This window comes from Streptomyces sp. NPDC001880 (assembly GCF_053594575.1).
On record NZ_JBSFET010000005.1, the window covers coordinates 89,462 to 101,262 of the forward strand.

Annotated in this window: 11 protein-coding genes and 1 pseudogene; 2 read left to right on the plus strand and 10 right to left on the minus strand. The window is 70.5% G+C overall.

Annotation, left to right across the window (positions count from 1 at the left end; all coding sequences use genetic code 11):
- Positions 1–90: 90 nt before the first annotated feature.
- From smc to ACWCQ6_RS04920, 3 genes are all read right to left on the minus strand, one after another.
- Positions 91–3,675: a chromosome segregation protein SMC gene (smc, locus tag ACWCQ6_RS04910; protein ID WP_451085483.1), complete on the minus strand. Its 3,585-nt coding sequence runs from the start codon at positions 3,673–3,675 to the stop codon at positions 91–93.
- A 334-nt stretch (positions 3,676–4,009) separates the two neighbouring features.
- Positions 4,010–4,222 carry a hypothetical protein gene (locus tag ACWCQ6_RS04915; RefSeq protein WP_018551753.1) on the minus strand — a complete coding sequence of 71 codons (213 nt, stop codon included), beginning with the start codon at positions 4,220–4,222 and terminating at the stop codon, positions 4,010–4,012.
- A gap of 440 nt (positions 4,223–4,662) precedes the next feature.
- Positions 4,663–4,944, minus strand: coding sequence for an acylphosphatase (locus ACWCQ6_RS04920; protein WP_451085485.1), 282 nt, complete (start codon positions 4,942–4,944; stop codon positions 4,663–4,665).
- A 143-nt stretch (positions 4,945–5,087) separates the two neighbouring features.
- On the opposite strand from ACWCQ6_RS04920, the gene ACWCQ6_RS04925 reads away from it, so the two are divergent.
- On the plus strand, positions 5,088–6,026 hold the full coding sequence (locus ACWCQ6_RS04925) for a CAP domain-containing protein (RefSeq protein WP_451085487.1): 939 nt from the start codon (positions 5,088–5,090) through the stop codon (positions 6,024–6,026).
- A 51-nt stretch (positions 6,027–6,077) separates the two neighbouring features.
- A pseudogene (locus ACWCQ6_RS04930) lies at positions 6,078–6,425 on the plus strand (winged helix-turn-helix transcriptional regulator); the annotation flags it as partial.
- A gap of 220 nt (positions 6,426–6,645) precedes the next feature.
- Here ACWCQ6_RS04930 and mutM read toward each other — a convergent pair.
- From mutM to rsmD, 7 genes are all read right to left on the minus strand, one after another.
- Positions 6,646–7,515, minus strand: coding sequence for a bifunctional DNA-formamidopyrimidine glycosylase/DNA-(apurinic or apyrimidinic site) lyase (gene mutM, locus ACWCQ6_RS04935; protein ID WP_451085489.1), 870 nt, complete (start codon positions 7,513–7,515; stop codon positions 6,646–6,648).
- A 93-nt stretch (positions 7,516–7,608) separates the two neighbouring features.
- Positions 7,609–8,433 carry a ribonuclease III gene (gene rnc / locus ACWCQ6_RS04940; protein ID WP_451085491.1) on the minus strand — a complete coding sequence of 275 codons (825 nt, stop codon included), beginning with the start codon at positions 8,431–8,433 and terminating at the stop codon, positions 7,609–7,611.
- A gap of 19 nt (positions 8,434–8,452) precedes the next feature.
- Positions 8,453–8,626: a 50S ribosomal protein L32 gene (gene rpmF, locus ACWCQ6_RS04945; protein ID WP_003965982.1), complete on the minus strand. Its 174-nt coding sequence runs from the start codon at positions 8,624–8,626 to the stop codon at positions 8,453–8,455.
- A gap of 2 nt (positions 8,627–8,628) precedes the next feature.
- The gene (locus ACWCQ6_RS04950) at positions 8,629–9,300 is read right to left on the minus strand and encodes a YceD family protein (RefSeq protein ID WP_451085493.1); all 672 of its coding nucleotides are present in this window, start codon (positions 9,298–9,300) and stop codon (positions 8,629–8,631) included.
- Between the two features lie 163 nt (positions 9,301–9,463).
- Positions 9,464–10,546, minus strand: a complete 1,083-nt coding sequence (locus ACWCQ6_RS04955) for a cell division initiation protein (RefSeq protein WP_451085495.1) — start codon at positions 10,544–10,546, stop codon at positions 9,464–9,466.
- A gap of 98 nt (positions 10,547–10,644) precedes the next feature.
- Positions 10,645–11,124: a pantetheine-phosphate adenylyltransferase gene (gene coaD / locus ACWCQ6_RS04960; RefSeq protein ID WP_451085634.1), complete on the minus strand. Its 480-nt coding sequence runs from the start codon at positions 11,122–11,124 to the stop codon at positions 10,645–10,647.
- Positions 11,125–11,150: 26 nt separating this feature from the next.
- On the minus strand, positions 11,151–11,735 hold the full coding sequence (rsmD, locus tag ACWCQ6_RS04965) for a 16S rRNA (guanine(966)-N(2))-methyltransferase RsmD (protein ID WP_451085497.1): 585 nt from the start codon (positions 11,733–11,735) through the stop codon (positions 11,151–11,153).
- Positions 11,736–11,801: the final 66 nt, after the last annotated feature.

Genomic DNA, 11,801 nt, shown 5'->3' on the forward strand with positions numbered 1-11,801 from the left:
TTTTTCGAAGTAAATACTCGAAGGAGCATGAGCAGATTTATCGAGAAATCCCCCAGAGAACATTGAAGCCTTGAATGTGGAGCCAAGGCTTCAGCGCAGTCGCTGGCTGATGACCTTCGAGACTCCGTCGCCCTGCATCGATACGCCGTACAGCGCGTCGGCGACCTCCATCGTCCGCTTCTGATGTGTGATCACGATGAGCTGCGAGCTCTCCTGGAGCTCCTCCATGATCCGGATCAGCCGCTGCAGATTGGTGTCGTCGAGCGCCGCCTCGACCTCGTCCATCACATAGAACGGGCTCGGCCGGGCCTTGAAGATGGAGACCAGCAACGCCACCGCCGTGAGCGAGCGTTCGCCGCCGGACAGCAGCGAGAGCCGCTTGACCTTCTTGCCGGGCGGCCTCGCCTCCACGTCCACACCGGTCGCGAGCATGTTGTCCGGGTCGGTCAGGACGAGCCGGCCCTCGCCACCCGGGAAGAGCCGTGAGAAGACGCCCTCGAACTCGCGGGCCGTGTCCCGGTACGCCTCCGTGAACACCTGCTCGACCCGCTCGTCGACCTGCTTGATGACCTGTATCAGGTGGGCCCGGGTCTTCTTCAGGTCCTCAAGCTGCTCGGAGAGGAACTTGTGCCGCTCCTCCAGCGCCGAGAACTCCTCCAGGGCGAGCGGATTCACCTTCCCGAGTTGCTGATACGCCCGTTCGGCCGACTTCAGCCGCTTCTCCTGCTCGGCCCTGACGAACGGCTTCGGCTGATTGCGTGGATGCTCCGGGTCCTGCGGCAGCTCCTCGCCCTCCGCGGCCGGCGACGGCGGTACGAGCTGGTCGGGGCCGTACTCTGCGACCAGCCCGGCCGGCTCGACGCCCAGTTCCTCCAGCGCCTTCGCCTCCAGCTGCTCCATCCGCAGCCGCTTCTCGGCTCCCAGCACCTCCCCGCGGTGGACGGAGTCGGTGAGCTTGTCCAGCTCGCTCTTGAGCTCGCGGCCCCGGCTGCGCTCGGCCGCCAGCTCCCGCTCCCGCTCCGCCTTCGCCGCCTCGGCCACCACCCGCTCCCGCTCGGCCCGTACGACGGAGACATCGACGTGCGCGAGCAGCTGACGGGCACCGGACGCGACGGCGGAGGCCACCGCCGCCTCGTGGCGCAGCCGGGCCCGGCGCTGCTCGGCGCGGGCGCGGGCCTCCCGTTCGGCGCGGGCGCCGCGGTCGAGGGAGTCGGCCCGGCCCGCCAGCGCCTTGACCCGCTCCTCGTGAGTACGCACCTGGAGCCGGGCCTCCATCTCGGTCTGGCGGGCGTTGGCACCGTCGGCGGCAAGCCGGTCGCGCACGGAGGTGTCCGGCTCCTCCTCGACCGGCGTCTCCTCGGCGACCAGCAGCCGCTCGGCCAGCTCCTCGGCCTCCTCGGTCGCCCGGTCGAGGGCCTCCTGGGCGCGGGCGGCCGACGCGGTCATCCGCTCGGCCTCACCAGCCGCTCCACGGGCCTGCCCGGCCAGCCGCCCCAGCTGCTGGGACACCCCGGACTTCTCCCGCTCGGCGGCCCGGCGCCGCTCCCCCAGCTCCTCGACCAGCCCGGCGGCGGCCCGGCGCCGCTCCCCCGCGAACCGTTGCTCCTCGGTCGACCCGGCGCACCTCACGGCCAGTTCCTCCAGCTGGGCGGCGGCCTCGTCGACCGAGGCCTGCACTTCGAGGAGGCTCGGTGCCCCGGCGGAACCGCCGTGCGCGAAGTGGGCCGAGAGGAGGTCCCCCTCGGCGGTCACGGCCGTCAGCTCCGGGTGTACGGCGACGAGGTCCTCGGCGTCCTCCAGCGTGCCGACGACCACCATGTCCCGCACCAGTCTGCGTACGGCGTCCATCAGTTCGACAGGCCCGCGGACGAGGTCGGCCACCGCGCACGGCCCTCCGGCACCGGCACCATCACCGGCATCATCGCCACCCTCCTGCCCGGGGGCCCCGGCGCGCCGCACCCCGCCCAGCAGCAGCGCCGCCCGCCCCGCGTCCTCCTTGCGCAGCAGCCGGATCGCCTCCGCCGCCGTGGCCGGGTCCGTCACCGCGACCGCGTCCGCCGCCGCGCCCAGCGCCGCCGCCACCGCCACCTCGTGCCCCGGCGCCACCGTCAGAAGTTCCGCGGCCGGACCGACCAGGCCGGACAGCCGGTCCCGCGCGCCCAGCAGCGCGCCCGTTCCGTCCTTGCGGCGCAGACCGAGGGCCAGCGCCTCGTGGCGGGCCGCGACCGCCGCCCGCTTCCGTTCCGCGGCGGTGGCCGTCTCCCGGGCCGCGGAGAGCGCCGCCTCCGCCTCCGCGAGCTCCGCCCTGGCGGCGTCGTGCCGCTCGCCGAGCTCCTGATCCCCGGCGTCCAGGCCCTCGACCTCGGCCTTGAGCTGCTCGTACTCCTCCTGGGCGGAGACCGCCCGCTCCCGCGCCTCGTCCCGGGAGGCGGCCAGCCGGTCGATCTCGGCCTGCGCCGAACCGGCCCGGCTGCGGGCCGCATTGACCTGACCGTTGAGCCGGGCGAGCCCTTCGCGGCGGTCCGCGATGGCGCGGGCGGCGTCCTTGAGTCTGCGTTCCTCGGCCGCCAACTCCCTTTCCAGGTCGGCACGGTGGGCGGCGGTGTCCTCCAGCGCGTGCTCCGCGGCCGTCAGCGCGGCGGCCAGCTCCGCCTCCTGCTCACGGATCCGGGCCGCCTCCCGCTCCATGTCCTCGGGGTCGCGGCCGCGCCGCTCCTCCTCCGGAGGGGCGGAGGCGCTCTTCACCCGGGCGTCGGCCAGCGAGATCGTGCCACGCACCCGCTCGGCCAGCTGGGACAGCTCGTACCAGGTCTGCTGGGCGCGCTGGAGCCGCGGCGCCAGCCGCCGCACCTCGTCCTCCAGCTCCGCCTCGCGGGCCAGGGCCGCCTTGAGTTCCGCCTCCGCGGCCTCCCGGCGCTGCTTGAGTGCCGCTTCGTCAGCGATCTCGCTGCGCAGCGCAGTGCGCAGCCGCACCAGGTCGTCGGCGAGCAGCCGCAGCCTGGCATCGCGCAGATCGGCCTGGATGACGGCGGCCCGGCGCGCCACGGCCGCCTGCCGGCCGAGCGGTTTCAGCTGCCGCCGCAGCTCGTCGGTGAGGTCCTGGACGCGGGCGAGGTTGGCCCCCATCGCGTCCAGTTTCCGCAGCGCCTTCTCCTTCCGCTTGCGGTGCTTGAGCACGCCCGCGGCTTCCTCGATGAACGCGCGACGGCCCGTCGGATCGGCGTGGAGCACGGAGTCCAGTCGGCCCTGACCGACGATGACATGCATCTCGCGGCCGATGCCGGAGTCCGAGAGGAGTTCCTGGATGTCCAGGAGCCGGCAGGTGTCGCCATTGATCTGGTACTCGCTGCCGCCATTGCGGAACATGATCCGAGTGATCGTCACTTCGGCGTACTCGATGGGCAGTGCGCCGTCGGAATTGTCGATGGTCAGCGATACTTCGGCCCGTCCGAGCGGCGGCCGGCCGGTGGTGCCGGCAAAGATCACGTCTTCCATCTTGCCGCCGCGCAGGGATTTGGCGCCCTGTTCCCCCATGACCCAGGAGAGCGCGTCCACCACATTGGACTTGCCGGACCCATTGGGGCCGACGACACAGGTGATGCCGGGTTCGAACCGCAGCGTCGTGGCGGAGGCGAACGATTTGAAACCACGCAGGGTCAGGGCCTTGAGGTGCACGCCGCCGGACTCTACCTTTCGCTCTCGGTTTCGCTGATGAAGGTGCAGGGCACATCAGACGTTAAGGGAAGGGGTGCACGTCGGGGGCGGGTCCCGCGCACGTCCGGGCGGAAAAGGACCCGGCGGAAAAAGAAAGAAGGGACGCCGAAGCGTCCCTTGTAAATCTTGTGCGGTGTTACGTGCCGTATTGCTGGTGCAGCTGGGCATGGCGAATCAAGGACATGTCACGAGGGTGACAGACCAAGAACAGCGATCTTCAATGATCCGGCGACGATCCGGGTGATGATCTCGGACGGCTGACGCGTACGGCCCGACCGGCCCTGGGGGCCATCGGTCAGGTCAGCGCCGGCTCCGCCTGAGGTACGTCGATGTCGATGCTGTCGAGCAGCGACTCTTGGTGCTGGGCGGCGGCATTCAGCGCGTCGTTCTCGTCCTGAATCCGCACGAGCTCGGATTCGAGATCCTGGACGCGCTGCTGGAGCCGTCGCATCTCGGCGAGGAGTCGCGGGTCGGAACCGCCGACGTAACCGAGAAGCGCCTTTGCCATGATGGATGGTCCTCCACACTGAGTGACCGACCGATGCGGTGTGGGTCGTGAGGGATTCGCACCCGCGGTGCTCGGCAGTGCTCTGTCGTCACTGCTGTTCTGCTGCCAAACAGCGCTGCCAAACAGTTCAGGTGCGCGGGGATTTCAGCGTCTCACCAAAAACTTTGACGGTCAACACGATCACACCCCGTAGAGGCGGGCAGCCCGAGGGCGCGCGGCTCGGCGATCATGCGGCGCAACTCTCCTGCGGGGCCCTGCGGGGGCGTGGAGATCATCCTTACTGCCGCAGCCTGGCACGCCAACCGAATCTTGGCAACCACCCGGTCATTCCGCAGGTCATTTCATGTGTACGCAGATGAGCACCCCGCCCGACAACCCCCGGCAGCGATTCGAACACAGTCCGAACACAGACCGCTCCGCACCCCCGGACCGGACCCGGATCAGCGGATCGCGAAGCCCTTGTAACCACCGCGCGGGGTGTCCCATATCTCAGTGACTCCGTCCACGCGGCCGGGTGTGTCGTCCGAGCGCAGCCAGTCCAGCAGGCGGTGGCAATTCTCACGTCGCCCCTCGGCTACGACCTGCACCCTGCCGTCGTCGAGATTCAGGGCGAAACCGGTGAGACCACCGATCTCCAGGGCGTTTGCCCTGGTGAACCAGCGGAACCCCACTTGCTGCACTCGGCCGCGCACCCATGCGGTGAGCCGTACGTCTTCGTTCATGCCCGAACGCTAACCGGCCGATCGCTCTCGGAGCACCTCCTGCCTTTGGGCATGGCGTACAGTCCCGACGCAATGACCTCACTCGAACGGGTGAGGCGTGTTGACGCCGGATGCGGCGTCCAGACCGCAGAAGGGCTCAGCAGATGGGACGTCATCGACGCTCCGCCGCGGCTCCGGCCGCTGAGGTCCATGCGGCAGAGGGCGTGGGCCACAACCGGGGCGGGCACCGCGGAAAGCGCTCCGGAGCGCCTGTCCGTACGGGACTGATCGGCGTCTTGGCGGCCCTTGCCGTGGGAGCCGTGGCGGTGGGTTCCGGCCTGGTGCCCGGCGGCGACGGCTACAGCCTGGGCGACGGCGCCGACCGGGTGCGGGCCGAGGACGCCCCCGATCTGCTGACCCAGGGCGGCTCCAGCACCGCACCCGGCGACCGCGGTACCGCAGCCGCCCCGGCCAGCCGCGGCACCGGCCGGGCCGAGGGCCCGACAAGGGCCGAGTCCCCCACCGGATCTCCCGCATCCCCTTCGAAGACGTCCGGGATGTCCGAACGGGCGGAGCCGTCCCCGTCGGCACCGTCGGAGTCCGCCGAGGCCGACAACGGGAAGAGCACCGCCCCGGCCACCGAGAAGTCGTCGGCCGCACCGAGGACCTCCGCACCGAGGACCTCCGCACCCGCCACCCGCGGCGCCCCGGCTCCGTCCCCGACCGCCGCCTCCGCCCAGTCCGCCGTGCTCGCCCTGGTCAACCAGGAGCGCGCCAAGGTCGGCTGCAGCCCGCTGACCGCCAGCGCCCCGCTCGCCTCGCTCGCCCAGGACTTCAGCGAGGACATGGCCGCCCGCGGCTTCTTCGACCACACCGACCCCGACGGCCGGACCCCCTGGGACCGCGCCTCGAAGGCCGGTGTGCGGGGCCTCGCCGCCGAGAACATAGCCCGCGGCCAGGCCGACGCAGAGGCCGTGATGGACTCCTGGATGAACAGCGACGGCCATCGGGCGAACATTCTCGACTGCGACTACAAGACGCTCGGCGTCGGTGTCCACTACGGCTCCGGCGGCCCCTGGTGGACCCTGGAATTCGGCTTCTGACCCGCACCGCGCAGAGCGCTCCCCGGAGAAGGCGCGCTCCGGCGGTGAGCGCTGTGCGGGCGTACGCCGCTCGGCAGGGACGAGAACACCTGTCCGGACGGGCCCGCCTTCGACGCGTTCTCCGGACAGTGCCCCTCACGCCGCACGCCGGAGCATGTCACCGGGCGCCGGGGCGGCCCGACACCGGGAGGGCTGCACAAAGGCAGTTTCTGCTTCAACGAGCTCCCTCGCCGGGTCGGCGGGGTGAGCGAGAAGATGCTCGCCCAGACGCTCCACGCCCTGGAAGGGGACGGCCTGGTTCACCGCGAGGCCCAGCCGACCCACCTGCCGCGCGTCGACCACGAGCTGACGCCCCTGGGCCGGCAGGTGGCCGAGCGGCTGCTCGCGCTGAACCAGTGCCCCGACAGGCAACGTTCGCCCCGTCGCGACGCCCGGCACGCGCTCTCGCCGCACCGGACGAAAGCCCGAGTACATCCAGTGCGAGGACTTCCGGCCGCCACGCCGAGAGCACGCACCGCACGCCGTTCCTCGACGGGCAAACGTTGCCTGCCGCGGCACTGGCTCGTCGAGGGCCGGATGCCCGAGGTGCTCCGGGCCCGCGACCACTACGACGGGCGGCTCAGGCGGTCGTGCGCGGCGGCCGCTGGCAGCGCGGGCAGAAGTAGCTGGAGCGGTTCATCCAGGGGCGGCGGCGCATCGGCGTACCGCAGCGGTGGCAGGCCTCGTCCTCGCGTCCGTAGGCGTCGAGCGAGCGGTCGAAGTAGCCGGACTCGCCGTTCACATTGACGTAGAGGCTGTCGAAGCTGGTGCCGCCCTGGTCGAGCGCCGCGTTCATCACGTCGCGGACATGGCCGAGCAGTTCGGCCGACTTGGGGCGGGTGAGGGTCGCGGTCGGCCGGTCGTAGTGCAGCCTGCTGCGCCAGAGCGCCTCGTCCGCGTAGATGTTGCCGACGCCGCTGATCAGCGACTGGTCGAGCAGGGCCCGCTTGACGGTCGTACGGCGCCGGCGCAGGTCCGCGTGGAAGGCGGCGTCGTCGAACGCCGGGTCCAGGGGGTCGCGGGCGATGTGCGCGATGGTGTCGGGCAGCCCGTCCGTGCTGTCGGCGGCGCATTCGTGGAGCGAGAGCCCGCCGAAGGTCCGCTGGTCGACGAAGCGGAGCTCGGTGCCCAGGGAGTCGTCGAAGCGGATCCGGATGCGCAGATGCTTCTCGTCGGGTGCGTCCTGCGGCTGCACGAGCAGCTGACCGCTCATGCCGAGGTGACCCAGGAGCGAGCTGGACGCGTCGTCCAGCGGCACCCAGAGGTACTTGCCGCGGCGCATCGCCGTACCGAAGCGGGCGCCGCCGAGCCGGGCCGCGAAGTCCACGCCACCGGCGAGATGGCGGCGGACGGCACGGGGGTGCAGCACCTCGACATCGCCGACCGTCCGGCCGGTGACCCAGCGTTCGAGACCACGTCGTACGACTTCGACCTCGGGCAGCTCGGGCACGCTGTCACTCCTGAAGGGATGATCTGAGAAAAGGGTACGTTTCCGGGCAGGACGAACCCCCCGGCGCGCGGGGGCACCGGGGGGTTCCGGAGGTCAGGCCGGAGTCGCGTCCGCGGAAGACGACGGGCCTGCAGGGGTGTCGGCGGCCCCTCCATCGGCAGCTGCCTTCGCTGCTGCCGCCCGTTCCTCCGCGGCGGCGCTGATCTCGCGCCAGGCGGACTCCGCCGCCTGCTGTTCCGCTTCCTTCTTGCTACGACCGGTGCCGGTGCCGTACGAGACACCACCGACGCGAGCAGCAGCAGTAAAGGTCTTCTCGTGGTCCGGGCCGGTCTCCGTGACGATGTACTCGGGGACTCCGAGGCTCTCGCCGGCGGTGAGCTCCTGGAGGCTGGTCTTCCAGTCCAGGCCGGCACCGAGGTTCGAGGACCTGTCGATCAGCGGGTCGAAGAGCCGGTGGACCAGCTCCGAGGCCGCGCTGAGGCCCTGGTCGAGATAGACCGCGCCGATCACCGCTTCAAGGGTGTCGGCGAGGATGGACGCCTTGTCCCGGCCTCCCGTGCCCTCTTCGCCCCGGCCGAGCCGGATGAAGGAGCCGAGTTCGAGGCCGCGGCCCACTTCCGCAAGCGCACGCGAGTTGACCACCGCGGCCCGCAACTTGGCCAGCTGGCCTTCGGGCAGGTCGGGGTGGGTGCGGTACAGCGTGTCCGTGACCACCAGGCCGAGCACCGAGTCCCCGAGGAATTCGAGCCGCTCGTTGGTGGGCAGACCGCCGTTCTCGTACGCGTACGAGCGATGGGTCAGCGCACGCACCAGAAGGGCGGTCTCGAGTTGATACCCGAGCCGCCCTTCCAGAAGCGTGTGGGACGAGGCTGTGTTGACGTTGTCTGCCTTCTTCTTGGCGTTGGACAACTCAGACATCGGGCCTCTCACCAGCCGCTCAGACCTCGAGGACCTGGCGCTTGTTGTACGTGCCGCAGCTGGGGCACGCGATGTGCTGCAGCTTCGGCTCCTGGCAACGCTCACACGAAACCAGGGTGGGGACCGCAGCCTTCCACTGCGACCGGCGGTGGCGCGTGTTGCTGCGCGACATCTTCCGCTTCGGAACAGCCACGGCTACTTCTCCTGCTTCTCGTCGACGCCCGCTTCGGCGCCGCCCATGTTGTCCTTCTCGCCGTCCTGAACGGTGTCGGCGAGTCCTTGCAGTGCCGCCCAACGGATGTCGACGGCATCGTGGTGATGACCGGGGTTCTCGTCCAGCCTGATTCCGCATTCGGAACACAGACCGGCACAGGACTCCCGGCACACCGGCTGCATCGGCAGTGCGAGCACCACCGCATCACGCAGCACTGGTTCGAGGTCGAACAGGCCGTCCTCGATGAAGAGCCTGTCCTCGTCGTCCTCAACGTCGTCGGCCGGCTCCGCCTTGCTGCGGCCCCGGTCATCGGCGTCAGGGTACGAGAACATCTCCTGGAAGTCCGCCGCAACCTCTAGGCGCAGCGGCTCCAGACACCTTACGCACTCCCCCTCGGCCGACGCACGGGCGGTGCCTGTGACAAGCACCCCTTCCATGACCGATTCGAGGCGGAGGTCCAGCTCCACGGGTGCGCCTTCCGGCACACCGATGACCCCTTCGATGCCGAGGACGGCCGGCGGACCAGGTGCGTCCACCGTGCGGGAGAGCCGCTGGAGGGCACCGGGACGCCGGCCCAGCTCGCGCGTATCGAACACGAGGGGGTTTCGGTGGTCGAGGTGGCCGTTCAGGGCTTTTCCTGCTTTCGAAATCATGTGCAACGCACATCGCGGGGAGGGCCGACCGGATTCGGAGTCGAAACGGGCAGCCGGGATCGCGGACATACGCGCGACCGAGGAGCCAGGATACTGGACGCGCCGCCCAGCTCCCAATCCGGGCGATCGGGGCCGCCCGGCCCCGGGCCCCGGCCCCGTCCGGTCAGCGCTCCTGTTCGTACCGGCGGAGCTGGTCCAGGTCGATCATGCTGGTGTCGAACAGGCTGGTCTCGTCGAGGGCGCTCTCGCCCTGCTGCTGGAGGGCCTGCTGGGGCTGGTGCCAGCCGTCGTACCCCTGGGCCGGGACCTGGGCCTGGGCCGGGACTTGGGCCTGGCTCTGGTCGTAGCCCTGCTGCTGATAGGCCGCGGCGTACGGGTCGGGCTGCTGCTGGTATCCGTATACGTCCTGCTGCGGCTGGTCCTGGTACGCGTAGGTCTCCGCGTAGCCGGGCTGTGTCCGGGCGGGGAATTGCGGCTGGGCCTGCTCGTGCACCGGCTGCGGCGCCGGGGTGGCGAGCTCGGCCAGGCCGGCCCAGTGGTCCTCGTCGCTCAGGTGCGTCTGGTTGCCCGCCGCGTCCTGGGCGGCCACGTGCGCGCCGAGGTCGTCAGTGGGGATCCTGCCGTGCAGCTTCTGCCGGCCGCGGCCGACCGCCTCCAGGGTCTTGGCGAGCACGGCCTCGAAGGCGCCCAGCTTGGTGTCGACGTACTCGTCCGCCCGGCGCTGGAGGGTGGCCGGGTCGGTGCTGCGCTCGGGGGCCTCGGCGAAGTCGGGGTCCTCGTAGCCGTGCTCGTCGAAGGGCTGACCGCGGCCGAGAAGCTTCTCGCGGCCCCGGTCGACGGAGCCGATGGTCTTGGTGAGGACGACCTCGAAGTTGGCCAGCTTGCTGTCCACGTATTCGTCGGCCTCGGCGCGGACCTCGGCGGCCTCGCGGCGGGCCTCGTCGAGGATGCGGTCGGCCTCGGTGCGGGACTGCCTGGCGATCTCGGTGTCGGCGATCAGCGAGGTGCGTTCGGCGCGTGCGGCCCCGATGATCCGCTCGGCCTCCTGGCGGGCCTGCTCGGCCAGCTGCTCCTGGCCGCCGATGAGCTCCTGGGCGTGGGCGAGCGAGCCGGGCAGGGCCTCACGCACCTCTTCGAGCATCGCGAGCAGCTCGGCGCGGTTGACCACGCACGAAGCCGACATGGGCATCGACCGGGCGTTCCCGACCGCTTCGACGATCTCGTCGAGCTTCTTCTGCACGTCCACCGTGTGCTCGCCACTCTCTACAGCCGATTGGAGACGGACGGGACGACTGTAAGGCCAGTCGGCGCCCATCCGACACCTGGTGACGGCCCACCAGCGGCTCAGCCCCGGGCGAGACGCTCGATGAGGGCCTCGTGGACCACCGGGGGGAGCAGGTGGGAGACGTCGCCGCCCCAGGTGGCGACCTCCTTGACCAGGGAGGACGACAGGAAGCTGTAGATGGGATTGGTCGGCACGAAGAGCGTCTCGACGCCGGAGAGGCCATTGTTCATCTGGGCCATCTGGAGCTCGTAGTCGAAGTCGCTGACGGCCCGCAGGCCCTTGACGATCGCCGGGATGTCGCGCTGCTTGCAGAAGTCGACCAGGAGGCCGTGGAAGGACTCGACCCGGACGTTGCCGAAGTCCTCGGTGACCTGGCGGATCAGGTCGATCCGCTCGTCGACCGTGAACAGGCCCTTCTTGGACTGGTTGATCATCACCGCGACGTGTACGACGTCGTACAGCTTCGAGGCGCGGCCAATGATGTCGAGGTGTCCATTGGTGATGGGGTCGAACGACCCCGGACAGACGGCGCGGCGCAACTTGGTTCCCTCGCTCTCCGGTGCGGTCATCGTGCGTCTTCGCACGTAGAGGCGGCGCGACCGTACCAAAGCGTTCCTTCGCCGTAACGACGGGCCCGCAAAGGGTCGAATCCCTCGGGCCAGTCGAAATTTCCGCCTCTGGTGCTGCGTTCCACGGTGACGAGGGCATCGGCCGTGAGCCACCCCTGGGCACGGAGTGTGAGCAGTATCTCGCCAAGATCGTCGTCGGTGACGGCGTACGGCGGGTCCAGGAACACCACGTCGTACGGCTGGGCCGGGGCCGGTCCCGTCACGACCTGTTCGGCCTTGCCGGTGCGGACCTCGGCGCCTGGCAGTCCGAGCGTGCGGACGTTGTCCCGGACGGTGCGGATAGCCCTGGGGTCGGCCTCGACGAGCAGGGCGTGCACCGCGCCCCGGGAGAGCGCCTCCAGGCCGACGGCCCCGGAACCCGCGTACAGATCGGCGATACGGGTGCCCTCCAGGCTGCCGAGGAGGGCTTCCCAGGTGGAGAAGAGGCCCTCCCGCGCACGGTCGGAGGTGGGGCGGGTACCGGTGCCGGGCGGAACGGCCAGGCGCCGTCCGCCGGCCGAGCCGGCGATCACGCGGGTCATGGGTGTCTGATCCTCGGTTCGTGGGCGGCCCGCGGGGTGCCCCGGCGCCGTGCCATCCACGATATG